This is a genomic window from Mycobacterium sp. (genome assembly GCF_052143115.1).
Lineage (GTDB): Bacteria > Actinomycetota > Actinomycetes > Mycobacteriales > Mycobacteriaceae > Mycobacterium.
In genome coordinates this window covers 1-24,971 of sequence record NZ_JBKQTQ010000002.1, presented here as the reverse complement: position 1 = coordinate 24,971, position 24,971 = coordinate 1, and the positions used below count along the sequence as shown (strand labels likewise).

25 protein-coding genes are annotated in these 24,971 nt (G+C 65.4%); 18 read left to right on the top strand and 7 right to left on the bottom strand.

Annotated elements, in window-relative coordinates:
- Positions 1-1,345: glucose-6-phosphate dehydrogenase (locus ACLQI9_RS00135; RefSeq protein WP_442390696.1), on the top strand; the 1,345-nt coding region annotated here is incomplete at its 5' end.
- 12 nt (positions 1,346-1,357) lie between these two features.
- Positions 1,358-2,380, top strand: a complete 1,023-nt coding sequence (gnd, locus tag ACLQI9_RS00130) for a phosphogluconate dehydrogenase (NAD(+)-dependent, decarboxylating) (RefSeq protein ID WP_442390694.1) — start codon at positions 1,358-1,360, stop codon at positions 2,378-2,380.
- A gap of 9 nt (positions 2,381-2,389) precedes the next feature.
- Here the strand turns inward: gnd and ACLQI9_RS00125 are convergent, their stop codons facing one another.
- A complete protein-coding gene (locus ACLQI9_RS00125) occupies positions 2,390-3,010 on the bottom strand; it encodes a TetR/AcrR family transcriptional regulator (protein ID WP_442379919.1) in 621 nt (206 codons plus the stop codon).
- Between the two features lie 83 nt (positions 3,011-3,093).
- On the opposite strand from ACLQI9_RS00125, the gene ACLQI9_RS00120 reads away from it, so the two are divergent.
- The gene (locus ACLQI9_RS00120; protein ID WP_442379917.1) at positions 3,094-4,572 is read left to right on the top strand and encodes an FAD-dependent monooxygenase; all 1,479 of its coding nucleotides are present in this window, start codon (positions 3,094-3,096) and stop codon (positions 4,570-4,572) included.
- A gap of 5 nt (positions 4,573-4,577) precedes the next feature.
- Here the strand turns inward: ACLQI9_RS00120 and ACLQI9_RS00115 are convergent, their stop codons facing one another.
- A complete protein-coding gene (locus ACLQI9_RS00115) occupies positions 4,578-5,441 on the bottom strand; it encodes an alpha/beta fold hydrolase (protein WP_442379916.1) in 864 nt (287 codons plus the stop codon).
- A 265-nt stretch (positions 5,442-5,706) separates the two neighbouring features.
- Between ACLQI9_RS00115 and ACLQI9_RS00110 the strand changes: the two genes are divergently transcribed.
- The 5 genes from ACLQI9_RS00110 to ACLQI9_RS00090 all read left to right on the top strand — a co-directional run bounded on the left by ACLQI9_RS00110 (position 5,707) and on the right by ACLQI9_RS00090 (position 9,616).
- On the top strand, positions 5,707-6,243 hold the full coding sequence (locus ACLQI9_RS00110; RefSeq protein ID WP_442379914.1) for a mammalian cell entry protein: 537 nt from the start codon (positions 5,707-5,709) through the stop codon (positions 6,241-6,243).
- Positions 6,240-6,740: a hypothetical protein gene (locus ACLQI9_RS00105; RefSeq protein ID WP_442379912.1), complete on the top strand. Its 501-nt coding sequence runs from the start codon at positions 6,240-6,242 to the stop codon at positions 6,738-6,740. The genes ACLQI9_RS00110 and ACLQI9_RS00105 overlap by 4 nt, the downstream gene beginning before the upstream one ends.
- A 39-nt stretch (positions 6,741-6,779) precedes the next feature.
- Entirely contained in the window at positions 6,780-7,685 is a 906-nt protein-coding gene (locus ACLQI9_RS00100; protein ID WP_442379910.1) for an alpha/beta fold hydrolase, read from the top strand.
- 5 nt (positions 7,686-7,690) lie between these two features.
- Positions 7,691-8,929 carry a DUF1298 domain-containing protein gene (locus tag ACLQI9_RS00095; RefSeq protein ID WP_442379908.1) on the top strand — a complete coding sequence of 413 codons (1,239 nt, stop codon included), beginning with the start codon at positions 7,691-7,693 and terminating at the stop codon, positions 8,927-8,929.
- 177 nt (positions 8,930-9,106) lie between these two features.
- Positions 9,107-9,616, top strand: a complete 510-nt coding sequence (locus ACLQI9_RS00090) for a DoxX family protein (RefSeq protein ID WP_442379906.1) — start codon at positions 9,107-9,109, stop codon at positions 9,614-9,616.
- Here ACLQI9_RS00090 and ACLQI9_RS00085 read toward each other — a convergent pair whose 3' ends face one another.
- A complete protein-coding gene (locus tag ACLQI9_RS00085; RefSeq protein WP_442390692.1) occupies positions 9,617-11,050 on the bottom strand; it encodes a short-chain fatty acyl-CoA regulator family protein in 1,434 nt (477 codons plus the stop codon).
- Between the two features lie 111 nt (positions 11,051-11,161).
- On the opposite strand from ACLQI9_RS00085, the gene prpD reads away from it, so the two are divergent.
- Genes prpD through ACLQI9_RS00070 form a run of 3 tightly spaced genes read left to right on the top strand, consistent with a single transcriptional unit; the run spans position 11,162 to position 14,705 of the window.
- Entirely contained in the window at positions 11,162-12,667 is a 1,506-nt protein-coding gene (prpD, locus tag ACLQI9_RS00080) for a 2-methylcitrate dehydratase PrpD (RefSeq protein WP_442379902.1), read from the top strand.
- Positions 12,664-13,581: a methylisocitrate lyase gene (prpB, locus tag ACLQI9_RS00075; RefSeq protein WP_442379900.1), complete on the top strand. Its 918-nt coding sequence runs from the start codon at positions 12,664-12,666 to the stop codon at positions 13,579-13,581. The genes prpD and prpB overlap by 4 nt, the downstream gene beginning before the upstream one ends.
- Complete coding sequence (locus tag ACLQI9_RS00070) at positions 13,578-14,705, top strand: bifunctional 2-methylcitrate synthase/citrate synthase (protein WP_442379898.1); 1,128 nt, start codon at positions 13,578-13,580, stop codon at positions 14,703-14,705. Before prpB ends, ACLQI9_RS00070 begins: the two co-directional genes overlap by 4 nt.
- Positions 14,706-14,728: 23 nt before the next feature.
- Here the strand turns inward: ACLQI9_RS00070 and ACLQI9_RS00065 are convergent, their stop codons facing one another.
- A complete protein-coding gene (locus ACLQI9_RS00065; protein ID WP_442379896.1) occupies positions 14,729-15,595 on the bottom strand; it encodes an SDR family NAD(P)-dependent oxidoreductase in 867 nt (288 codons plus the stop codon).
- Positions 15,596-15,718: 123 nt separating this feature from the next.
- Here ACLQI9_RS00065 and ACLQI9_RS00060 point away from each other — a divergent pair, with 123 nt between their 5' ends.
- From ACLQI9_RS00060 to ACLQI9_RS00040, 5 genes are read left to right on the top strand one after another with little or no spacing between them, the layout of a single operon-like run.
- A complete protein-coding gene (locus ACLQI9_RS00060; protein ID WP_442379894.1) occupies positions 15,719-16,804 on the top strand; it encodes an NAD(P)H-dependent amine dehydrogenase family protein in 1,086 nt (361 codons plus the stop codon).
- Complete coding sequence (locus tag ACLQI9_RS00055) at positions 16,801-17,619, top strand: glucose 1-dehydrogenase (RefSeq protein WP_442379893.1); 819 nt, start codon at positions 16,801-16,803, stop codon at positions 17,617-17,619. The genes ACLQI9_RS00060 and ACLQI9_RS00055 overlap by 4 nt, the downstream gene beginning before the upstream one ends.
- Positions 17,616-18,125 carry a VOC family protein gene (locus tag ACLQI9_RS00050; protein WP_442379891.1) on the top strand — a complete coding sequence of 170 codons (510 nt, stop codon included), beginning with the start codon at positions 17,616-17,618 and terminating at the stop codon, positions 18,123-18,125. The genes ACLQI9_RS00055 and ACLQI9_RS00050 overlap by 4 nt, the downstream gene beginning before the upstream one ends.
- Positions 18,122-18,895 carry an SDR family NAD(P)-dependent oxidoreductase gene (locus ACLQI9_RS00045; RefSeq protein WP_442379889.1) on the top strand — a complete coding sequence of 258 codons (774 nt, stop codon included), beginning with the start codon at positions 18,122-18,124 and terminating at the stop codon, positions 18,893-18,895. The genes ACLQI9_RS00050 and ACLQI9_RS00045 overlap by 4 nt, the downstream gene beginning before the upstream one ends.
- On the top strand, positions 18,892-19,497 hold the full coding sequence (locus ACLQI9_RS00040; protein ID WP_442379887.1) for a TetR/AcrR family transcriptional regulator: 606 nt from the start codon (positions 18,892-18,894) through the stop codon (positions 19,495-19,497). Before ACLQI9_RS00045 ends, ACLQI9_RS00040 begins: the two co-directional genes overlap by 4 nt.
- A gap of 36 nt (positions 19,498-19,533) precedes the next feature.
- Here ACLQI9_RS00040 and ACLQI9_RS00035 read toward each other — a convergent pair whose 3' ends face one another.
- Positions 19,534-19,923 carry a thiol-disulfide oxidoreductase DCC family protein gene (locus ACLQI9_RS00035; protein WP_442379885.1) on the bottom strand — a complete coding sequence of 130 codons (390 nt, stop codon included), beginning with the start codon at positions 19,921-19,923 and terminating at the stop codon, positions 19,534-19,536.
- The gene (locus ACLQI9_RS00030) at positions 19,920-20,390 is read right to left on the bottom strand and encodes a hypothetical protein (protein WP_442379883.1); all 471 of its coding nucleotides are present in this window, start codon (positions 20,388-20,390) and stop codon (positions 19,920-19,922) included. Before ACLQI9_RS00030 ends, ACLQI9_RS00035 begins: the two co-directional genes overlap by 4 nt.
- A gap of 147 nt (positions 20,391-20,537) precedes the next feature.
- Between ACLQI9_RS00030 and ACLQI9_RS00025 the strand changes: the two genes are divergently transcribed.
- Complete coding sequence (locus tag ACLQI9_RS00025) at positions 20,538-22,301, top strand: DUF3556 domain-containing protein (protein WP_442379881.1); 1,764 nt, start codon at positions 20,538-20,540, stop codon at positions 22,299-22,301.
- Positions 22,302-22,380: 79 nt separating this feature from the next.
- The gene (locus tag ACLQI9_RS00020; RefSeq protein WP_442379879.1) at positions 22,381-22,842 is read left to right on the top strand and encodes a tautomerase family protein; all 462 of its coding nucleotides are present in this window, start codon (positions 22,381-22,383) and stop codon (positions 22,840-22,842) included.
- A 33-nt stretch (positions 22,843-22,875) separates the two neighbouring features.
- On the opposite strand, the gene metE is transcribed toward ACLQI9_RS00020, so the two are convergent.
- A partial coding sequence (gene metE, locus ACLQI9_RS00015) for a 5-methyltetrahydropteroyltriglutamate--homocysteine S-methyltransferase (protein ID WP_442390690.1) occupies positions 22,876-24,971 on the bottom strand: 2,096 nt, incomplete at its 5' end.

Genomic DNA, 24,971 nt, shown 5'->3' with positions numbered 1-24,971 from the left:
CCGCAAGATGACCTACCGCGCCCTATACCGGCTTGAGTCGCGCGACTTGCTGAACTATCCGATCGTGGGTGTGGCCAGTGACGACATTCCCGTCCAGAATTTGATCGAGCGGGCGCGGCGGTCCATCGGCGAATCCGGCGAGAAGGTCGACGACGCGGTGTTCGACCGGCTGGCGGGCCGGCTGTCCTACCTGCACGGTGATGTCGCCGATGCCGAACTCTACAAGCGGCTCGCCAAGCGGATCGGCTCGGACTGCCGTCCGCTGTACTACCTCGAGATGCCGCCGTCCCTGTTCGCGCCGATCGTCGAAAACCTCGCCGAGGCCGACCTGCTGGAGTGCGCGCGCGTCGCGGTGGAAAAGCCGTTCGGCCACGACCTGGCCTCCGCGCGCTACCTCAACGCCCGGCTGCGCGCGGTGCTGGACGAGGACCAAATCTTGCGCGTGGACCACTTTTTGGGCAAACAGCCCGTTGAAGAACTGCAGTACCTGCGCTTCGCCAACAATAGCCTCGCCAAGCTGTGGGACCGCGACAGCATCTCCGAAATCCACATCACCATGGCCGAGGAGTTCGGGATCGAGGACCGCGGCAAGTTCTACGACGCGGTGGGCGCGGCGCGCGACGTGGTGCAGAACCATCTGCTCCAGGTGCTCGCGCTGGTCGCGATGGAGCCCCCCGTCGGCCCCAGCGCCGATGACCTGAACGACAAGAAGGCGGAGGTGTTCCGGGCGATGCCGGCGCTGGATCCGGAGCGCTGCGTGCGCGGGCAGTACCGCGGCTATACCGATGTCGCCGGGGTGGCGGAGGACTCACAAACGGAGACTTACATCGCGCTGAGGACCGAAATCGACAACTGGCGCTGGGCCGGCGTGCCGATCTTCCTGCGCGCCGGTAAGGCGCTGCCGGAGAGGGTCACCGAGGTCCGGATGTTTCTCCACCACGTTCCCGGGTTTTCGTTTCTGCCGAACCGCCGGCCGCCCGAGCCCAACCAGATCGTGCTGCGCATCGACCCCGATCCGGGGATGCGCCTGCAATTGTCCGCCCAAGCCGGAAACTCCTGGCACGACGTCCATATGGACTCCTCGTTCGCCCAGGACCTCGGTGAAGCCGTGCGGCCCTACGAACGGCTCATCTACGCGGCGTTCACCGGCGATCGCCAGCTTTTCGCCCGCGAAGACGCCATCGAAGAGACGTGGCGGATCGTGCAGCCCCTGTTGGACAAGCCGAGCCGGATCCACCACTACGACCCCGGCTCCTGGGGACCCGAGGCCGCGCAGTCGCTGCTGCACGGTCACCGCAGGTGGCAGGAACCGTGGCTGCCTCAGAGCACGCAGGCGAGACAGTAAGGAGACAACAAGATGCAGCTAGGGATGATCGGCCTGGGCCGCATGGGCGCGAATATCGTTCGGCGCGTGGCCAAGGGCGGGCACGACTGCGTGGTGTACGACCACAGCCCCGACGCGGTCAAGGCGATGGCAGGCGAGGAAAACACGACAGGAGTGTCCTCGTTGTCAGAGCTGGCCGAGAAGATGGCCAAGCCCAGAGTGGTCTGGGTGATGGTCCCCGCGGGCGATATCACCACTGGCGTGATCGAGGACCTGGCCAAGACGCTGGACCCGGGCGATATCGTCATCGATGGCGGCAACTCCTACTACCGTGATGACATCAAACACTCAAAGAGGTTGTCCGAGAGTGGGATTCACCTACTGGACTGCGGCACCAGCGGCGGCGTGTGGGGCCGGGAGCGCGGCTATTGCCTAATGATCGGCGGCGACCAGGACTCTTTTGCCCACGCCGAGCCGATCTTCGCCAGCATCGCGCCCGGAGTCGACGCGGCCCCGCGCACGTCGGGCCGAGACGGCGAGATCGCGCAGTCCGAGAAGGGCTACCTGCACTGCGGGCCGTCCGGGGCCGGGCACTTCGTGAAGATGGTGCACAACGGGATCGAGTACGGGATGATGGCCTCCCTCGCCGAGGGGCTGAACATCCTGCGCAATGCCGACATCGGCACCCGCATAGAGCAGGCGGACGCAGAAACAGCACCGCTGGAGCACCCCGAGTTCTATCAGTACAAAATCGACATTTCGGAGGTCGCCGAGGTGTGGCGACGGGGCAGCGTCATCGGCTCGTGGCTGTTGGATCTCACCGCGATCGCACTGCACAAAGAGCCCGACCTGACAGAATTCACCGGGCGGGTATCGGACTCCGGGGAGGGCCGGTGGACCGCGATCGCGGCGGTTGAGGAGGGAGTGCCCGCGCCGGTCCTGACTATGGCGCTCTATGCCCGTTTCGCCTCACGCCGCCTCGCTGACTTTGCCGACAAGGCGTTGTCGGCGATGCGTAAGCAATTCGGCGGGCACGACGAGAAATCAGCGAACTAACAGGTTCGACTAGTCGCCGGGGTAACCGTTGAGGGCGCGGTAAATGAACTCGGTCAAGGTGTCGATCGCCTCATCGTCGTCGACGCGGCGACCGTCGATCCGGCCTTCGGACTGCTGCCAGCGGTAGCTGAATCCGTCGAGCAGTGAGGCAAACATCGCCAGCACCAGCTCGGGCGGTCCCGGCAGGGTTCGCCCCGCTTTGATGACGGGCTCCAGATGATCACGCAGATGGTCGACGTTCTCGGCCGTCAGCGCTTCGAGCTGTGCACCGAACTCGGTGTTGATCAAGGCGGCCTGACGTAGCGCGGTGAGCTCGACGAGGTGGCGGCTGTAAAACCGCCAGTACGCCGCGACGTGCCAGCGGACGACGTCGCGGTCGCTGAAGTCCGCGCGGTGTTGCGAGTGCGGTTCGTAGACCGCCGCATCGCTTTCCGCCAACGCGTCGGTCAGTAGCGCGGTGAGTACCTCTTCCTTGCTGGTGAAGTGGTTGTAGAAAGACCCGGCGGCCCGGCCGGCTTCGGCGGTGATGTCGGTGATCTTGGTGTTGAGATAGCCCTGACGCGCGAACACACGCCGAGCTGCTTCCTTGAGCGCCGCCTCGGTGCTGGCGGCCTGTTCAACGCGTTTCACCGGCGGCCTCCTTGACAGAAAAGCTAACACCGCGGACACTGAATCCATATTCAGTGAAAGTAAATTCATCGAAGGAGGGCGCTATGGGCGCAATATTGGATGCCGAAGTGCTCGTCGCCGGTGCAGGGCCCACCGGGCTCACGTTGGCGCTGGACTTGGCTCGCCGAGGCGTCCGGGTGCGGCTTGTCGAGAAGGCCGATCGTTTCTCGGTCGGTTCGCGGGGCGACGGTCTGCAGCCGCGGACGCTGGAGGTGTTCGAGGACCTCGGTGTTCTCGACGAGGTGATTTCCGCCGGCATATCGGCGCCGGTGACCCGGATCTATGACGGCGACCGGGTGGTGTGGGACGGGCGGATGGCTGAGCCGGTGGCACCGCGTGCCGACGTGCCGTACCCCAACCTGTGGTTTGTGCCGCAGTGGCGGACCGAGCAGATCCTGCGCTCGCGGTTGGCTGACCACGGGGTTGACGTTGAGCTCACCGCCGGGGTGATCGCGTTCCAGCCGGATGAGGACGGGGTAACGACGCGGCTGGAAAGCGGCCAGACCCTTCGGACGGCGTATCTGGTCGGCACCGACGGCGGTCGCAGTACCGTGCGCCGCCAACTCGCGGTGCCGTTCGTCGGTGAGACCAACGATGACGTGGCGTTGCTACTGGCCGATGTGCGCGTCGAGGGTCTGGACCACGAGTACGGGCACGGATGGATGCTTAACGGCGGTACCTACTTCGGGTTCACTCCGCTGGCCGGTGGTGACGACACGTATGCCGTCACGACGAGTGCGTCCGGAATGCAGCCCACTCTCGAGGCTCTCCAGCACACACTCGAGGTGGTATCCGGGCGCACCGATATTCGATTGCGCGAACTGACCTGGAGCACGATCTGGCGCCCAAACGTTCGGATGGTCCGGCAGTTTCGTGCCGGCCGCGTCTTTCTCGCCGGTGACGCCGCGCACGTGCATCCGCCGACCGGCGGGCAGGGCCTCAACACCGGCGTGCAGGACGCCTACAACCTGGGCTGGAAGCTCGGCGCAGTGCTTGACGGAGCGCGCGACCAGCTGCTCGAAAGCTACGAAGCAGAGCGGGTGCCGGTGGCCGCGCGGGTGCTCGGCATCAGCACCGAGCTGCTGGAAAAGCACCTCAGCGGCGCCGACGACGCGTTCGAGCGCGGCGCGGAAACCCAGCAACTCGACTTGAGTTACCGGCTCGGGCCGTTGACGCTCGACGACGGCTTCAGTTCCGCTCTCGCCGCGGGTGATCGGGCGCCCGACGCGCCGTGCCGAGACCGCGACGGCCGGCCGGTGCGCCTGTTCAACTGCTACTCGGGACCGCACTGGACACTGCTGCGATTCGGGGCAACCGCACCCACTCTCGACCGTTCAGGCGTGCAGCCTTACCGCATCGGTGACGACACCGGAAGCGATCTGGTCGACGTCGACCGCCACGTCCAAGATGATTACGACGTCAAAGACGGTGCGGCAGTGCTGATTCGGCCCGATGGCTACATCGGTGCCATCACGTCACGACCTCCCGACTTGGCGGCCTACGCAGCCCGGGTTATGTCGTAAGTAAGTCAGCGCGTCACGAACGTCACGACCACGTCGCTGAAGGCGTCATTGTCGTCGCCGGCCGCGGTGTGCCCGGCCTCGGAAAGTTCGACGAACTCCGCGTTGGGCACCGTCACCAAGAAATGCCGCACACCTTCCGAGCTAACCACGTCGGACAGCTTGCCGCGGATCAACAACACCGGAATCTTCAGGTCGGCGGCAGCGTGTTCGAATTTCTCGGTGCGCAACTCCGGGTCGTCGCCAGGCTTGGTCATAAACGCCGGATCCCAATGCCAGTGCCAGCGGCCGTCGCGCAGCCGCAGGTTCTTCTTCAATCCCTCGGGGCTGCGCGGCCTGGTCCGATGCGGCAGATACGCGGCCACGGCGTCAGCGGCCTCTTCGAGAGAGCCGAACCCATGGAGCCCGCTGAACATGAAGTCGCGGATGCGGGCGCTGCCATTCTTCTCGAACCGTGGCACCACGTCGACCAGCACCAGCCGCGTGACCCGGTCGGGTCCGGCTTGATCCGCGGCGAGGATGCCGGTCAATCCGCCCATGCTCGCCCCGATCAGCGTCACCGGCCGGCCGATCGCATCCAGCACCTCCATGACGTCAGCGGTCAACGTCTCGACGTCGTAGTCGGCGTCGGGCGCCCGATCACTGTCGCCGTGCCCACGACTGTCCAGCGCAACCACGTGGAATCCCTCGTCGGCCAGCACCTGGCCGGTGTTTTTCCAGGAGAACCGATTCTGGCCGCCGCCATGCAGCATCAAGATCGTCGGCCGATCGGCTGCTGCGTCGGTGCCGCGGTTCCACTCGTCTGCGACCAGGGTGAGTCCATTGAGACCTGAATACTCGACAGTCTGCGGAGTGCTGCTCACTGTAGTCACGGGCGTCCTCTCGGTTGATCGTGCTTCGACGTTACCGAGGTGTTCTACGCACTTTGCGCGCGGTGCTTGTTTAGCGCTCCTGTGCCTCGCATGTGGGCCATGACTAGAGCTAACTCGCTCGCCGGAAAGACTGGAATGGAGTTCTGGAAACATCGGGTACTGGTCGTGATCGCGGCCCTTTGACACGTACGTTGGACGGTATCCGACGTGCCGAAAAGGGAGCGAAGATGCCAGACGATGCTGCGACCTCGGGCGGGAGCCCGTCGTGGATTCGCCGGACCCGGTAGACGTCGTATACCTTCGGCCAGTCCAACCCCCGGCCCAGGTCGAGCGGATCGCTCTGATCGCCGGCATGGTCGCCGGAGTGGTGTTGGCAGGGCTGGTCGGCTGGCTGGGTTTCCGGGCGTATGAGGCCCATAACCTCGACGTGCAGCGCAACCTTTTCGTGCAAACGGCGCGCCAGGGCGCGGCGGATCTCCTCACGGTCGACTACCAGCATGCCGACGCTGACGCGCAACGGATTCTGGATTCGGCAACCGGCAAGTTCCACGACAGCTTCGCCCGCCGGAAGCAGTCTTACATCGACAATGCCACGCGGATGCGATCGACGTTGGTAGGCACCGTCACCGACGCCGGACTGGAATCGCGAACAACCAACCAGGGCCGGGTATTGGTGGCGGTGACGGTGAAGTCGTCGGATCCCACCCAGGCGCAACAGGAGCCGCAGTTCTGGCGGATACGGATCACGGTGAACTTGACGGGCGCCGTCGCCAAAATCTCTGACGTGGTATTCGTGCCATGACGCAACCAACAGGCGTCAACTGGTCGCGCGTACTGGTCTACGGCTTGCTTCCCGCTCTGGTAATGCTGCTGGCGGTCGCTGCGGGCCTGCTCAAGTGGAAGGACTGGTCGGTTCGCAATACCGACCTGGCTCGCAGTCAATCGGTCGTGGCCGCAAGGGATTCCGCCGTCGCACTGCTTTCGTTCCGATTCGACACCGTGGATCGGGACGTGGCGGCCGCGCGGGAGCGGTTGGCCGGCGAATTCCGCGACATCTACACGCAGCGGACGCAGGAAGAACTCATTCCGAATGCGAAAGAACGGCACGTCTCCGCGACGGCCATCGTTCCCGGGGGGGCCTCCGAGTCGGCCACGCATAACCACGCGGTGGTGCTGCTGTTCGTCAACCAGACCATCAAGATCGGTGACGCTGCGCCGGCCGATGCCACCTCCAGCGTCCGGGTGGCGCTGGACAAAATCGGCGAGCGCTGGCTGGTCTCCGGCTTCGACCAGTTCTAGTCCCGACGAGACGGCCGTATGTAGGCGAAGGATCAGGTGATGACTAGCCCCCGCTGGATCGATGTGCAAGCCCCCGCCGTCGAGTTGAAGGCCCTGACGTGGGGGCCACCCGACGGTCCGATCGCGCTGTGCCTGCACGGTTTTCCCGACACCGCCTACGGCTGGCGCAACTTCGCACCCCGGCTCGCGGAGTCGGGCTGGCGGGTGGTGGCACCGTTCATGCGGGGCTACGCGCCGTCGTCGATTCCGTCCGACGGCAGCTATCACATCGGCGCGCTGATGGACGACGCGCTGCAGGTACGGTCGGCGGCCGGCGGCACCGATCGCGACGTGGTGATCGGCCACGACTGGGGCGCGATGGCGGCGAACGGTTTGGCGGCGATGCCGGACAGTCCTTTCGCCAAGGCGGTGATCATGTCGGTGCCGCCGGCTGCGGCTTTTCGTCCGCTGAGCCGGGTGCCCGATCGGGGCCGGTTGATCGGTGAACTTCCGCCTCAGCTTTTGCGCAGCTGGTACATCATGTACTTCCAATTACCTTGGCTGCCAGAGCGGTCCGCATCCTGGGTACTGCCACGACTGTGGAGACGATGGTCACCGGGCTACGACGCCAAAGAAGACCTGCGCCACGTCGACGCCGCGATCGGCACACCGGAGAGCTGGAGCGCCGCACTCGGACCGTACCGGGCCACCATCCGTAACACCCGACCGCCGGCACGGTACGCCGACCTGCACCGGCACTGGACGTCGGCACCAACGTTGCCGAGCCTCTACCTACACGGCCGCGACGACGGCTGCATGACAGCGGCTTTCACGCACTGGACGGGACGAGCGCTGCCCGACGGCAGCGACGTGACCGTCGTCGAACATGCCGGACACTTCCTGCAGCTGGATCAGCCGGAGCGGGTTGCCGACTTGGTGTTGGGCTTCATCGGCTCAGCCGACTAGTGGCAATGTCGACCCGGATGGCGGCGGTCGACGCCCAGTTCTACTGGATGTCGGCCAAGGTCCCCAGCGACGAGTTCATGCTCTACGCATTCGACGGTGAGCCAACGGATTTCGAGCGCGCGGTCGACGATGTCCGCAGTCGTGCCCAAGCTTGTCACGCATTGACGCTCCGCGTCGAGGACGGTTCGCCGTTGACCTATCCGAGCTGGGTGCCGACGGCCCTCGAGCCCGAACGGGTAATCCGCCACCATCTCGACGACGACAGCTGGCGTGGCTGCCTGGATGCCGTGGTCCGGCTCGCCGACGACCAGTTGGACATCCGCCGAGCGCCGTGGCGATTGGACATCTTCGCGCCGGTGCATGACCTACCGGGCGGCTCTGCCCCGGGCACGGTTGCGGTCATGCAGGTCGCACACGCACTGGCCGACGGTGTCCGTGGCGCGGCGCTGGCCGCCTGGCTGTTCGGCCGGGCGACTCCGGTGCCCGATGTGGTGACGTCGTCGCCGGGTTTCCTGCCCTGGCGCGCCGTCGATGCCGCTCGCGCCCATCGCAAGCAGGTGCGCGATACCCGCGCCGGGCTGCTCCCGCCTCCGATCGGAGCGCGGCCGGCGCTGTCCACCAATGCCCGCCCGATGGGCCTTCGCTCCGTGCGAACACTGCTGCGGCGCCGCTCGGAGCTGGGTGGCTCCACCGCCACCGTCACGGCGCTGGCCGCGGTGTCCGGTGCGCTCTCCAGCCACCTCGGCGACGCGGCCTCGTCGCTGGTGGCCGAGGTTCCGATGGCTAAACCTGGTGTGCCTCAAGCTCATAACCACTTCGCCAACGTCACGGTCGGGCTGTATCCGGGCCTGAGTCGACAGGCCCGAGTAGAGCGGATCGCCGCAGACCTGGCGAATGCCCGCCGCCGCTCAGAACACCCTGCGGCGCGGGCGGCCGACCGGGCCTTTGCGGCCGTTCCGGCTCCGCTGCTGCGCTGGGGTGTGAGCCTCTTCGATCCCGAGGCGCGGCCAGCCCAGGTGTCCGGCAACACCGTGGTGTCAAGCATTTACCGCGGACCCGCCGACCTGCGCTTCGGCGCTGCGCCGGTGCTGCTGACCGCCGTCTATCCGGGACTGTCACCAGCGATGGGCCTCACCCATGGCGTGTGGGGCATCGGCGACGCTGTGACGATCAGCGTCCACGCGGCCGAGTCCGCAGTTGGTGACATCGACGACTATCTTGCCAGGCTGGATGCGGAGCTTTAACGAAAGTTATTGGGACGTGTGGTGCAGACGGTGGGTTCGGGTAGACATTGGGATGTTCAGGGTTGGCCGCACACCGGGCCCGGCGCGATCTTGATGTGCGGCTCCTTTTCGGTCATTTGCGGGTGGCAGGATACCTGCTGCCCATCCGTGCCTAGCCGATGATCTAGGTTGACGTCTATGACTGCCTATGATGTCGGGTTACTCATCCTGCGGTTGGTGCTGGGGCTGACCCTCGCCGCTCATGGCTTCAACAAGTTCTTCGGAGGCGGGCGGATCCCGGGAACCGCGCGCTGGTTCGAAAGCATCGGCATGAAGTACGGCACGTTCCAGGCCGTGGTCGCGGCCAGCACCGAGATTAGCGCGGGCCTCGGGTTGGCCGCGGGGCTGCTCACGCCCATCCCCGCCGCCGGCTTCGTTGCGCTGATGTTCGTCGCCTCGTGGACCGTGCACCGACCCAACGGCTTCTTCATCGTCAAGGAGGGCTGGGAATACAACCTGGTGCTGGCACTCAGCGCCGTCGCGGTAGCTACGATCGGCCCCGGCCAGTACAGCCTGGACTGGCTGATCTTCGGGCAAAACTGGCGCAACGGCTGGCACGGTCTGCTGATCTCGCTGCTGCTGGGCCTGGGCGGCGCGGTCGGCCAGCTGCTGATCTTCTACCGGCCGCCGGTCAAACAGGCTCAGTAATTAACCAGGCTGAGTAGCCGGCGAATAGGGCAGGCCGCTGCCGGTGTTCTCGTCGACGGCCAGGCGTCCACCAAGGTAAGGAAACGCACGCTGCGGACAGGCCGACCGATTGCAGATCTTGCAACCGGCACCGATCGGGACGGCGGTTGTCGGGTCGCCGAGGGCGATCCCGGTGGAGTAGACCAGCTTGTCGGCGTGGACCAGGTCGCAGCCCAAACCGACAGCGAAGCTTTTGTGCTGGCCCAGATAACCCTGTCCTTCGGGCGCGGTGGTCTTGGCGATCCAGAAGTACGAACGGCCATCGGGCATCTGGGCGACCTGCGTGACGATCCGGCCCGGCTGAGCGAAGGCATCGTGCACCACCCACAGCGGGCAGCTGCCGCCAACCCGGCTGAAGTGAAAGGCTGTGGCGGACTGTCGCTTTGAGATGTTGCCGGCCTTATCGGTCCGGACGAAGATGAAGGGGACTCCACGCAGCTGAGGGCGTTGCAGAGTCGAGAGTCGGTGACACACCGTCTCGAAGCCGACTTCGAAACGACGGGCCAGCAGGTCGACGTCGTAGCGTAATTCCGCTGCGGACCGATGGAATTCGCGGTACGGCAACAGAAATGCGCCGGCGAAATAGTTGGCCAGCCCGATTCGGGCGACGCCGCGGGATTCGGGGGTGAGCTGGTCGTCGGTGGCCACGATCGCCGACAGCAGCTCCGATTGGCTGAGCAAGGCGAGCTGGGTGGCGATCTGGAAGGCACGCTGCCCCGGCAACAGCCACTGCGCGACCCGCAGCACCCGGGCCTCGGGATCGTAGTGGCGCTTGGCGTGCTCGGCGAGGTCGCCGTCAATCACGACGTTCACACCGTACCGATCCCGCATCAGCGCCGCCAGCTGGACGTCCAGCCCGCCGATGGTCATTCCGTTCTCAGCGAACATCTGCTCGGCGGCGGTGTCGAGTTCGCCGATGTAGTTGTTGCGGTCGTAGAAGAAGTCGCGGACTTCCTCGAACGGCATCGGGTGCTCCGGTGGCAGCGAGGTTTCCGTGGTGGCGTGCGATCGATACGCCTCCAGTTCCTCGGTGGCGTCCCGCAGCCGCCGGTGCACGGCGACCAGGCTTCGGCCGACCTCAGGCATCCGGGCGACGAGTTCCTCGATCTGGCTGCCGCTGACTGAGTCTTCGGCGGCGGTGGCGGTGAAGACATCGGACAGGTCGGCGACCAACCGGGCATCGGAATCGGCGGAGAAGTAGTTCGGAGGTAGGTCGAACCGCTCGGTGAGCGCAAGGAGCACCGGCACCGTGATGGGCCGCTGGTCGTTTTCCAGCTGGTTGACGTAGCTGGTGGACAGGTCGAGCGCCTTGGCCAGCCCAACCTGGGTAAGGCCACGTTCATCCCGCAGCCGCCGTAACCGGGCGCCGGAAAACATCTTCGCCACTGCCGACATGCTACTACGGAACTCCTTTCGCAACATTTGCAATCTAGGCAAGCTAAGGACGCAGAATTACGCAAATGCAGGGACTTTCCTTTGTCACCAGCATTGCATAGTGTGCGGATTATGTTGATCCATTCGGTTCGGATGCACCGCAGCGCCGACGACTTTCCGCGCACCGAGCACCTCGCCTACAAGATCGCGGAGGTCGCGGCCGATCCGGTCGCCGTGCCCGCCGAGACCGAGGCGATGGTGATCAACCGGATGATCGACAACGCGGCGGTCAGCGCTGCCTCGGTGCTGCGGAGACCAGTCACCACCGCCCGTCAGCAGGCCCTGGCGCACCGGGCCCGGCCGGGCGCGACGGTGTTCGGCGTGGACGGCGGCTACTCGGCGGAGTGGGCAGCCTGGGCCAACGGCGTCGCGGTGCGCGAACTCGATTACCACGACACGTTCCTGGCCGCTGAGTACTCCCACCCCGGGGACAACATCCCCCCGCTGGTCGCGGTCGCCCAGCAGCTCGGCGTGCGCGGCGCCGACTTGATTCGCGGCCTGGCCACCGCCTACGAAATCCAGATCGATCTGGTCAAGGCCATCTGTCTGCACGAGCACAAGATCGACCATGTCGCCCATCTCGGACCGTCGGTGGCCGCGGGTCTGGGCACGATGTTGCGGCTGGACGTCGACACCATCTACCAAGCCATCGGTCAGGCATTGCACCTGACCACGGCCACCCGGCAATCCCGCAAGGGGTTGATCTCCAGCTGGAAGGCATACGCACCAGCCCACGCCGGCAAGGTGGCGATCGAGGCGGTCGACCGCGCGATGCGCGGCGAGGGCGCACCGGCGCCGATCTGGGAGGGTGAGGACGGCGTGATCGCCTGGCTGCTGGCAGGTCCCGGCCACACCTACGAGGTGCCGTTGCCCGGTCCGGGAGAGCCCAAGCGGGCCATTCTGGACAGCTACACCAAGGAGCACTCGGCCGAGTACCAGAGCCAGGCGCCGATCGACCTGGCCCGCCGATTGCGTGAGCAAATCGGTGACCTCGACCAGATCGCGTCGGTCGTGCTGCACACCAGCCACCACACCCACTACGTGATCGGCACCGGCTCCGCGGACCCCCAGAAGTTCGACCCCGACGCGTCGCGGGAGACGCTGGATCACTCGTTGCCCTACATCTTCGCCGTCGCGCTAGAGGACGGCACGTGGGACCACGAACTCTCGTACGCCCCTGAGCGTGCGCACCGGCCGGACACCGTCGAGTTGTGGCACAAGATCTCCACCGTCGAGGACCCGGAGTGGACCCGCCGGTATCACTCGACCGACCCGGCCGAAAAGGCGTTTGGGGCCCGCGCGGAGGTCACCCTCAAGAGCGGCGAGGTGATCACCGACGAACTGGCCGTCGCCGATGCACATCCGTTGGGTGCGCGGCCGTTCGAGCGCGAACAGTACGTCGGCAAGTTCACCGATCTCGCCGAGGGTGTGGTGGATGCCGCTGAGCAGCAACGATTCATCGACGCCGTGCAGCGTGTCGGCGAACTGAAGGGCGGCGAGCTGGGCGCACTGAACGTGCGGATCGCACCCGAGGTGCTGGACAAGGCACCGACCATCTCGTCGGGAATCTTCCGATGAGCGGGCTGTTGGGGGCGACATCAAGCGCCGCTGACAAGCGGGCTGATTTTCGAGCCGGGCTGAATTCCGGTCGGCTGCAACGCTTCCCGGGGGCGTTCTCGCCGCTGGTGGCCAAGCTGGTCGCCGAGATCGGCTTTGAGGGGGTCTACGTCTCCGGCGCCGTGTTGTCAGCCGACCTCGGACTGCCCGACATCGGCTTGACCACGCTGACCGAGGTGACAGCCCGGGGCGCGCAGATCGCGTCGGTCACCGATCTGCCGACGTTGATCGACGCCGACACCGGATTCGGCGAACCGATGAACGCCGCGCGCACCATCACCCTCCTCGAGGACGCCGGGCTCGCGGGTTGTCATCTCGAGGACCAGGTCAACCCGAAGCGGTGCGGCCATCTGGACGGCAAGGCCGTCGTCTCGACCGCGGAGATGGTCAAGCGGCTGCGGGGGGCGGTGGCTGCGCGCCGCGACTCCAATTTCGTCATCTGTGCCCGTACCGACGCCGCCGGGATCGAAGGCGTGGACGCGGCCATCGAGCGGGCGCGAGCCTACGCCGATGCGGGCGCCGATCTGATCTTTACCGAGGCCCTGACCGGCCCGGCCGACTTCGAGAAATTCCGTGCCGCAGTGGATATTCCGCTGCTGGCCAACATGACCGAGTTCGGCAAGTCGGAGCTGCTCAGCGAGTCTCAACTGACCGACATCGGCTACAACGTCGTGATCTACCCGGTCACCACGCTGCGGCTGGCGATGTATGCCGTCGAGTCCGGTCTGCGTGAAATCGACACCAAGGGAACGCAATCCGACCTGCTCGGCCAGATGCAGCACCGCAGCAGACTCTACGAGCTGCTGCGCTACGCCGACTACAACCAGTTCGACGACGAGATCTTCAATTTCAAGGTGAAAGGACCGAACCAGTGACCACAGCTGCCCCCGCCGAGCCGAAGATCTACAAAGGGCTGGCCGGCGTCGTCGTCGACACCACTGCCATTTCCAAGGTGGTGCCCGAGACGAATTCGTTGACCTACCGGGGCTACCCGGTGCAGGACCTGGCCGCCCACTGCAGTTTCGAGCAGGTCGCGTACCTGCTGTGGCACGGCGAACTGCCGACCGACGGCGAGTTGGCGTTGTTCTGCCAGCGTGAGCGGGCCAGTCGCCGCATCGATCGTTCGTTGCAGTCGCTGCTGAGCAAGCTGCCCGACACCTGCCATCCCATGGACGTGGTGCGCACCGCGATCAGCTACCTGGGCGCCGAGGACCCGGAGGAGGACGACAGCACCGAGTCCGCCAACTACGCTAAATCCCTGTGCATGTTTGCCGTGCTGCCCACCATCGTCGCCATCGACATGCGTCGCCGGCGGGGCCTGGCGCCGATCAAACCTCACAGCCACCTCAGCTATGCGGAGAACTTCCTGAACATGTGCTTCGGCGCGGTGCCTGACCCGGTCATCGTCTCTGCGTTCGAGCAGTCGATGATTCTCTACGCCGAGCACAGCTTCAACGCGTCCACGTTCGCCGCACGGGTGGTGACGTCGACGCAGTCGGACATCTACAGCGCGGTGACGGCCGCGATCGGCGCGCTGAAGGGCCCGCTGCACGGCGGTGCCAACGAGGCGGTCATGCATGACATGATCGAGATCGGCGATCCGGCGAAGGCCTCGGAGTGGTTGCACGGCAAGCTGTCTCGCAAAGATAAGGTGATGGGCTTCGGGCATCGCGTCTACAAGAAGGGTGACTCCCGGGTGCCGACGATGAAAGAGGCGCTGATCCGCGTCGCGGAGGCCCGCAACGGTCAGCGTTGGCTGGACGTCTACTCCGTCCTGGAAAAGGAGATGTTCGCCGCCACCGGCATCAAACCCAACCTGGACTTCCCGACCGGGCCGGCCTACTACCTGATGGGATTCGACATCCCCAGCTTTACACCGCTTTTCGTGATGAGTCGCATCACCGGCTGGACCGCCCACATCATCGAGCAGGCGGGCTCCAATGCGCTGATCCGCCCGCTGTCGGAGTATTCGGGTCTGCCCCAACGCAGTCTGTCCTAGACCTAGGCGAGTCGAAACACGCGCTACAGCAGGTCGGTGATCGTCTTGAGGCCGGCGTCATAGAGCACCCCTGGCAGCATTCCGCCGTCGTGTTCGATGGTCGTGCCGTTGACGAAGTCCGCGTCTCCGCTGGCCAAGAAGACGCACACCCGGCCCACCTCTGCGGGCTCGCCTGCGCGGCGTAACGGGACGGCGGCGAAGTACTTCTCCCCGGTGGGATCGTCTTTGGGCAGCACGAACGACCGAAAGTTTTCGGTCATCGTCGGCCCGAGTGCGATGCAGTTGACCCGGACCTTGGGCCCCCACTCCTCGGCCAACGAGCGGGTGAGGTGGTTGAGCCCGCTTTTCGCCGCGCCGTAGGAGACCAGGGTCGGTGAGCCCGCCGGATGCCCGGCACCGCTGGAAATGTTGATGATGCAACCGATTCCGTCCTGAGTGGCCATCTGCCGGTACGCGCGGATAGCAAACCAGAGCGGACTGATCAGGTTCATCTGCACCGCGTAGGCGTGAAAGAGCGCCGTGCGCTCGTAGTCGTTGTCACTGCGCGGTGCGCCCTGAATACGTTGCACGAGTTCGGGAATGCTCTCCGCGTGCGGCGCCGGTACCGTCCCGCCGGCGTTGTTCACCAGGATGTCGATCCGACCGTGTGAGGCCACGACTTCGTCGACGAATGAGTCGATCGAGCGGTAGTCGCCTTGGTCGCACACCTTCTGTGAAGCGCGTGCCGCCCAACCCGGTTCCGTGTCGATACCCGGGATGGTGTCCACCGGCGAGCGCGCACACCCGACGACGGTGGCGCCGGCGCGCAGCAGTTCATGGGCGATGCCAACACCCACGCCGCGGCTGGTTCCGGTGACGATCGCGATCTTGCCATCCAGCACGTTCGTCATTGGACCTCCCGCAGCATGTTGACAGTTACTGCCACCAAGGCATACTCTGCCATCCCGGCCATGAATGTGTAAAGGCCCGCCGCTGCAGGGAGTTGAAATCCGTGTCCATTCGGGAGGTAGCAGATGACTAGTCCGGCCAAGCATCGCGTCATTCAGTGGGCGACCGGAGGCGTCGGCAAGGCCGCCATCGAATGCGTGCTCAATCACCCGCAGCTCGAGCTGGTCGGGTGCTGGGTACACAGCGCGGACAAGAACGGGCGCGACGTCGGCGAGATCCTCGGTACCGCTGCGCTCGGCGTCACCGCCAGCTCCAGCAGTGAGGAGGTGCTGGCGCTGGATGCCGACTGCGTGGTGTACAGCCCGCTGGTGCCTAACGACGAAGAGGTGGTCGCGATTTTGCGGTCCGGCAAGAATGTGGTGACCCCGGTCGGCTGGGTATACCCCGATCCGGGAAACTCGCGTCACAAGGCCGTCGCCGACGCGGCGGTCGAAGGTGGGGTGACCCTGCACGGTTCGGGGATCCACCCCGGCGGCATCACCGAGCGATTCCCGCTCATGCTGTCCTCGCTGTCGTCGGCGGTCACCCATGTACGCGCAGAGGAGTTCTCCGACATCCGCACCTACAACGCCCCGGACGTTGTCCGGCACATCATGGGATTCGGCGGTACCCCTGAGGAAGCCGTGCAAGGGCCGATGGCCAGCCTGCTGGAGGCAGGTTTCAAACAATCGGTACGAATGGTCGCCGACCACATGGGATTTCGCATCGATCCGAATATCAGAACCATCCAGGACGTCGCCGTGGCGACCTCCGACATCGACTACGGCCCATTTCCGCTTCCCACCGGAACCGTGGCCGCGCGTCGGTTCCGCTGGCAGGCCCTCGTCGACGGTGAGCCGGTCATCACCGCGGCGGTCAACTGGCTGATGGGGGAGGAAGACCTCGAACCGGCCTGGAATTTCGGTGGGCGCGGCGAACGATTCGAGGTCGAGATCACCGGCGACCCGACCGTGAGCCTGACCTTCAAGGGACTGCAACCGGAGACGATAGCCGAAGGACTGCAACGAAATCCGGGTGTCGTAGCCACCGCCAACCACTGCGTCAACGCCATTCCCGACGTCTGCGCCGCCGAGCCCGGCATCAAGACCTACCTGGACCTGCCGCTATTCGCAGGGCGCCCGGCGCCCAACCTTGCGGCGGCTAACCGGTGATCCTCGACGCCTTCCGTCTCACCGACCTGGTCGCGATCGTCACCGGCGCCGGCGCCGGCATCGGCCGTGAGATCGCGGTGGCATTCGCCGAGGCGGGCGCCGACGTCGTCGTCGCCGCACGCACCGCGGCCGACCTCGACGACACCGTCCGGCTCATCGAGCACACCGGTCGCCGCGGGCTGGCTGTCGTGACCGACGTGATGGTCGAAGACGATCTCAATCGGCTGGTATCCACCACCGTCGAGCAATTTGGGCGACTCTCGGTCCTGGTCAACAATGCGGGTGGAACCCCGCCGCGGCCGGCGATGCAGACGTCCTCGCGATACCTCACCACCGCATTGCAATTCAACGCTGTCGCACCGTTTTTGCTCAGCAAGCTGGTGGCCCAGGCCATGGTCGAGACCGATGGCTCGGGATCCATCGTCAATGTCTCGTCGCGGTCGGGCGACATGGTGATGAATTGCATGGTTGCCTACGGCGCGGGCAAAGCGGCACTGAACATGGTCACCCAGAACATGGCGGCCGAACTGGCCCCGCGGGTGCGGGTCAACGCGATCGGTGTCGGGGGTGTCGCCACGCAGTCGATGGACTTTGTCATGTCCGACGACGCGTTGCGGGTCCAGTACGAATCGAACACCCCGATGGCACGGATCGGTACCCCGCGCGACATCGCGGCCGCCGCACCGTATCTCGCGTCGCCGGCCTCGTCGTGGGTGACCGGCGTGATGTTGCGCGTCGACGGCGGAACCACCAAACCAGCATTCGAGCTGCCGACGCCGCCACTTCAACCCGCCCACCAACAGGAGACACCATGACCGAAGTCGCCAGCGTGCTCGACGATGTGTCGTTCTGTCACCTCGTCGTCGGAGTGACCGATATGGACCGCGCTCTGGCGTTCTACCGAGATGTGCTCGGCATGGAGGTGGTCTTCGAAACCCTGATATCAGGCGAGCCTTTCGACGCGGTGCTGCACGCGAAACGTCAGCAAGAAGGTCGGGTGGTGGGCGGCTTGCTGGGTGGGTTGATGGTGGAGCTGCTGTCGCTGGGAGCCAGTCCGTCCGCCGACAAGCCGACCCGCCGCGGCATCACCGGGATCCACAACGTGTCGTTGTCGGTGACCGATCTCGACGACACTCACCGCCGCATCACCGCCGCTGGCTACCAGCCCGATCAGGCGCCTTTCGAGATCGGCGGTGTCCGAATGTTTTTCGTCAAAGACCCGGACGGGACGCCGGTGGAATTCATCGAGTTGCCCAACGGTGCGCGCAGCACTTACGAAATGCACCGCGGAGTGCAACTCCAGATGGGACCCGTCAAGTGAGTTATTGCCATCCCGACTCAATGCGCGGTCACGTCGCGATCGTTACCGGCGCCGCCCAGGGCGTCGGTAAGGGCATCGCCGCGGCACTGCTCGAACGCGGTGCGGCGGTGCTGTTGGTCGACATCCAAGATGACGTGCTCGCAACGACCACCGCCGAACTCGAGTCAGCGGGCCGAGTCGAGAAGCTGGTTGCTGATTTGCGGGATCCGGACAGCGCTCAGCGGATCGTGGCGGCCGCCGTCGACGCCTTCGGGACGGTGCACGGGTTGGTCAACAACGCCATCGCCACCAACGAACCCAAGGCATTCGTCGACATCACCACCGAAGACCTGGCGCTGGGTTACGACGTCGGGCCACGCGCGACCTTCCTTCTCATGCAGGCCGTGCACCCGTTGATAGTCAAGGAGGGCGGCGGGTCGATCGTCAACCTCGGCTCAGGGACCGGCACCGGCGGCGAACCGAAGTGGGGCGGATACGCCGCCGCCAAGGAAGGCATCCGCGGCCTGTCGAAGGTCGCCGCCCTGGAGTGGGGGCGCGACAACATCCGGGTCAACGTCATCTGCCCGTTCGCCGAGTCCGACGGCGTCAAACTGTGGAAGCAGTTCGCGCCTGCCGACTACGCGAAGGCGGTGGGACGCGTCCCGATGAAGCGTATCGGCGATGTTCGCACCGACGTGGGCGCGCTGGTGGCGTTTCTGCTGAGCACCGACGCGACGTTCATCACCGGGCAGACCATCCAAGTCGACGGCGGAATTGGTTGCTTCCGATGACCGGGAAGTCGCTGCGAGATCGGCAGCGCGCACAGATCAGGGCCGACATTCGCCGCGCGGCGTTCCGGCTGTTCATCGAACACGGATACGACGCCGTGACAACGGAGGAAATCGCCGCGGCCGCAGGCGTTTCCCCGCGCACCTTCTTCCGGCACGTGCCGACGAAGGAGGAGGTGCTGTTGGCACCGGTTCGACACGGCGGCACCGCGATCGTCAATCTGCTCGAACAGCGGCCCGCCGCGGAGTCGCCCGACGTCGCGCTGATCAACGCCATCATCATGCGAACTCGCTCATTCGACGCGGCCGACATCGAAGAGTGGCGTCAAGCCCTGCTGGTCGCCCCCGATGTGCTCGGCAAGCTGACGATGGTGACAGCCGCCGACAAGGAGCGGGCGGCAAAGCTGGTCGCCGCGCGCATGGGCGCCAACCCGGATACTGATATCCGCCCGGGTCTGCTGGTCCAACTCGCCTTTGCTGCGGGAGATTACGGCTTTCAGCGGTGGGTGCGGCAATCCAGCAATCGCCGACCGCTGGATCGCTATGTCACCGAAGCCCTCGACGCGGTCAAAAGTCCGCACTGGCAAAGGAAGCGCACTTCATGAAATCCAAGTACAACGGACGGGTGCCCGCCTTCTCGCTCAGCAGGCGCTGGGGTGTGACTCGCAGTACGGGGTAGTCCCCGGGAAGCGATACCGATGCGCGACCACCCATCGGTAGACGACATCTTCGATGAAGCGAACGCCGGGAATCCGGTAGATCACCAACGGGATTCGGGTCCCGATGGCTGCCGATAATGCCGCGTTGGCGGCCTCCGCGCCGGAATAGACGGTGCCGGAGGAATCCAGCCACCGGACCGATTCCAGCAGGCTTGTCGGTGCGATACCCAGTCGTTGTGCGGCGCCGGGACTTTGCAGAGTCTCGGTACGCAGCTTTCCGGTTCGATCCATCTTCAACAGCAAATCCCGCGAGCGAGTGCACATTCCGCAGGCTCCGTCGAAGAACAGTGTTCCTACCGGTTCGGTGTTCATCGTGCGACGCCTTGCCGTGGCCGCAGGCGCATTACCGAAGCCTCGTCGACTGACCGTCGCGCCCGGATGCCGGCGATCGCGAACACAATGCCGGTGCCGATCTCGGTCAAGGCGGAGAACCAGGAGAACCACGTCACGGTGATGTGCGGCGGCGAGATGAAGCTGTCCTGGTAGCCCGGCAGGAAAGTCGGCAACAGGTGTGCGTAGGTGAATACCACGGCGCTGCCGAACCCGACCGCGATCGCGGCTTCCGGTGCCCGTCGGCGTCGGGTGAGCGCCATTGCGACTGCGACGGCGACGAACAGCCCCTGTACCGCACCGCCGACCATGATGAATGGCGGCGACGCCGACATGCCGCGGCGCAGATGGTCCAAGCCGTGGATGCCGAATCCGACGACGAATGCTATTGCGGCCCAACGGAGAATCTCGGCGCCGTTTTCGCGTCTTGGCGAAACCTGATCGATCATCGCGGATCACCGTCCTTGATGCAGGCGGGTGAGGAGAATTTGCCTGCTCAACCACCGTTGTACTACTACGGCGCGTAGTAGTCAAGGTCGGATGTTCTTCAGCTGAACTCGGACAATTGGGCTAGAACACGTTCTAATCTTGCCGCCATGGGATTTCTCAAACAGGACACTCCGCAGATCAACTTCGAGGAGTGGAGCAAGGGCACCCGCGCAGAGAAGATCATCCCGATGGCGCGGCACTGGGCGGAGGTCGGCTTCGGCACCCCGGTAGTGCTGCACCTGTTCTATGTCGTCAAGATCGGCCTGTACATCCTGGCCGCGTGGCTGCTTGCCTTGACCACTAAGGGCCTGGGAGGGTTGGCCGGCTTCACCAATGTCGCGCACTGGTATGCCGAGCCGATCGTGTTCGAGAAGGTCGTGCTCTACACCATGCTGTTCGAGGTGGTCGGCCTGGGCTGCGGCTTCGGACCGCTGAACAACCGGTTCTTTCCGCCGATGGGCTCCATTCTGTACTGGCTGCGGCCCGGCACCATCCGGCTGCCGCCCTGGCCGAATCGCATACCCCTCACCAAGGGGGACGCGCGTACTGCCGTCGACGCGCTGCTGTACGGCGCACTGCTGGTGCTGCTCGTCATCGCGATCTTCTCCGACGGCACCGGGCCGCTGCCTGCGCTCGGGACGGCAGTGGGAGTGCTGCCGGCGTGGCAGATCTGGGCGGTGCTCGGCGTGCTGGCGGTGCTGGGTCTGCGCGACAAGGTCATCTTCCTGGCCGCCCGCGGCGAGGTATACGCGTCATTCACGGTCGCCTTCCTATTCGCCGGCTACGGTGTCGACATGATCCTGGGCGCCAAATTGGTGTGCCTGGTGATCTGGCTCGGCGCGGCAACATCCAAGCTTAACAAGCACTTCCCGTTCGTCATCTCGACGATGATGAGCAACAACCCGGTGTTCCGGCCGCGGTTCATCAAACGGGCGTTCTTCGAACACTTCCCGGATGACCTGCGTCCGGGCCGGCCGTCGCGCTGGCTGGCGCATTTCAGCACCGCGATCGAGGGACTGGTGCCGCTGGTGTTGTTCTTCAGTCACGGCGGCTGGCCCACCGCGATCGCCGCATTCATCATGCTGTGCTTCCACTTTGGCATCCTGTCGTCGATTCCGATGGGGGTGCCGCTGGAGTGGAACGTCTTCATGATGTTCAGCGTGCTGGCGCTGTTCGTCGGCCACGCCGCTATCGGGCTGGGCGACCTGACGACACCGCTGCCGATCCTGCTGTTCGCCGTCGTCGCCGGCACCGTAGCCACCGGAAACCTGTTGCCGCGCAAGGTGTCTTTCCTACCGGGCATGCGCTACTACGCGGGCAACTGGGACACCACGCTGTGGTGCATCAAGCCGTCGGCCGACGAGAAGATCGCCAGGGGCATCGCGGCGATCGCGAGCATGCCCGCCGCGCAGCTGGAGAAGTTCTACGGTAGTAAGGAAGCCGCACAGATCCCGATGTACATGGGATATGCGTTCCGCGCCTTCAACACTCACGGCCGGGCGCTGTTCACCTTGGCGCACCGCGCCATGGCCGGATACGACGAGGACGACTACGTCCTCACCGATGGTGAGCGACTGTGCAGCACCGCCATCGGCTGGAATTTCGGCGACGGGCACTTCAGCAACGAGCAGCTGGTCGCGGCCCTGCACAAGCGCTGCCACTTCGAGCCGGGCGAGGTGCGGGTGGTGATGCTCGACGCCCAGCCGATCCACAAACAGACCCAGCAGTATCGGCTGGTGGACGCCGCCACGGGCGAATTCGAGCGCGGCTACGTGCGGGTGGCCGACATGGTGACCCGCCAGCCCTGGGCGGACGACGTGCCGGTCCGGCTGCTGAGCGTCCCGTCGGTCGGGGCGCCCGGGGCCGACTAATCCAAGTACCCGCCCAGTTCTAGGGTGACGCATATGGCGCTGATCGAGTACCAGGCTCGTTGCGCCGTAGACACAACCGATGGGAAGGGCGGAGCAGATGCCTCACTTGCAGCTGGACACGTCAGGTACTTATTCAGTCGAGGTCAAGCGCGAATTTGCTCGTCGACTTGGCGACGTCTATGCGGAGAAGATGCAGACCTCCCCCGATATCGTCGACGTGACGATCCGCGAGCATGGCGCCGGTGGGGTGTGGCGGTGCGGAAGTGAACCACATCCGTCCGCTGTGCTGTCGTGTGACGTCCGGCGAGGACGCAGCGTTGAGCAGCGCGCCCAGTTGGCCGATGCTCTGGTTGATGTCGCCGTCGATGTCCTCGGCGTCGATGACCGGTATTTCAACGTCGAATTCACCCAGCACGACGGAGACGAGATTTACAGCTCTATAGAGATCGACGGGGTCGTCCACCGTGGCTTCGCACCAGACTGGAGTCCATCGGAAGCTGCGACGTCAGTGGTTGAGCAGATACGAGAAGCCCACCGCTAGCCGTCCCCACCGCGCCGGCGCGGCAGCGAAGGGTTAGGCCCCGGCCCGCACTTCCTTGGTCGCGGCGACCAGGTTGGTCAGCGACGCCGAGACCTCGTCGGGGTTGCGGGTCTTCAGACCACAATCGGGATTGACCCACAGTCGTTCGGCGGGAACGGCTTTCAGCGCGGCGCGCAGCGACGTGGCTATCTCGTCTGTGCTGGGCACCCGCGGCGAGTGGATGTCGTAGACACCCGGTCCGACGCTATTGGAGAAGCCGATCGAGTTCAGGTCGTCGAGCACCTCCATGTGCGAGCGGGCCGCCTCGATCGACGTGACGTCAGCATCCAGGTCGGCGATCGCACCGATCACTTCACCGAACTCCGAGTAGCACAGGTGAGTGTGGATCTGCGTCGCGTCCGAAACCCCGGAGGTGGCCAACCGGAACGAGCCGACCGCCCAGTCCAGGTAGGCCGGCTTGTCGGCATCGCGCAGCGGCAGCAGTTCCCGCAGCGCGGGCTCGTCGACCTGGATCACCGCGATGCCGGCCGACTGCAGGTCCACCGTCTCGTCGCGGATGGCCAGCGCCACCTGGTTGGCGGTGTCGGCCAGCGGCTGGTCGTCACGGACGAACGACCAGGCCAGGATCGTGACCGGACCGGTGAGCATGCCCTTGACCGGCTTGTCGGTCAGCGACTGGGCGTACGTGGCCCAGTCCACCGTCATCGGGTGCGGGCGGGAAACGTCACCGTAGAGGACCGGTGGGCGCACGCAGCGGCTGCCGTAGGACTGCACCCAGCCGTTCTTGGTGGCGAAGAAACCGTCCAGCTGCTCGGCGAAGTACTGCACCATGTCGTTGCGCTCCGGCTCGCCGTGCACCAGCACGTCCAGACCCAGCTGCTCCTGCAGCTTGATGACGTCGGCGATCTCCTTCTTCATCCGGTTCTCGTACTCGGCCTCGTCGATTTCGTGGGCGACCAGTGCAGCGCGAGCCTTGCGGATCGCCGAGGTCTGCGGGAACGACCCGATCGTCGTGGTCGGCAGCGGCGGCAGATGCAGCCGCGCGTTCTGCGCCTCCCGACGTTCGGCGGCCGGCCCACGATGAGCGCCGGACGCGGTGATCGAGTCGATGCGAGCACGGACCTGGTTGTTGTGCAGGCGCGGGTCCTTCTTGCGTGCGGCGACGGCCGCATTGGACGCCGCGATCTCGTCGGCGACTGCGTCACGACCGTCGCGCAGCGCCCGTGCCAAAGTGGCGACCTCGTGCACCTTCTCGGCGCCGAATGCCAGCCAGCTGCGCAGCGCGTCGTCCAGGTCGGTTTCGGGCTCCAGCGAGTACGGCACATGCAGCGTCGAGCATGACGTAGACACAGCAACTGTCTGCGCTGAACCCAGCAGCGCGGCCAGCTTGCTCAGCGCCGACTCCAGGTCGGTGCGCCAGATGTTGCGGCCGTCGACGATCCCGGCTACCAGCGTCTTGCCGGCTAATCCGGGAACCGACGCGACCGCGGTGTCGGCGCCATAGACCAAATCGACGCCGATCGCCTCGACGGGTGTGCGGGCCAGCGCTGGCAGGGCGCTGCCGGGGTCGCCGAAGTAGGTGGCGACGTGGATCGCCGGGCGCTTGTCCACCGAGCCCAGCGCGCTGTAGACCCGTTCGGCCAGCGCCGGAGCGTCGGCAGAGATATCGGTGACCAGCACCGGCTCGTCGAGCTGTACCCACGCGGCGCCGTTGTCGGCGAGCTTGCGCAGCAGATCGGTGTAGAGCGGGATCAGCTCGTCGATCCGCTCGATCGCGGCGCCCGCGCCGTCAACCGCCTTGCTCAACAGCAAGAAGGTGATCGGACCGATGATCACCGGACGCGCGGGGATGCCTTGGTCGGCAGCCTCTTTGAGCTCGGCGAGCACCTTCTCGGGGTGCAGCGAGAACTTCGTGTTCGGCCCGATCTCCGGGACGATGTAGTGGTAGTTGGTGTCGAACCATTTGGTCATCTCCAGCGGCGCTATGTCCTGGGTGCCGCGGGCGGCCGCAAAATAGCGGTCCAAGTCGTCGGCGACGCTTTGCACTCGGGCCGGCAGCGCGCCCAGCAGGACGGCGGTGTCGAGCATCTGGTCGTAATAAGAGAAGGTGTTCACCGGCACCGAGTCCA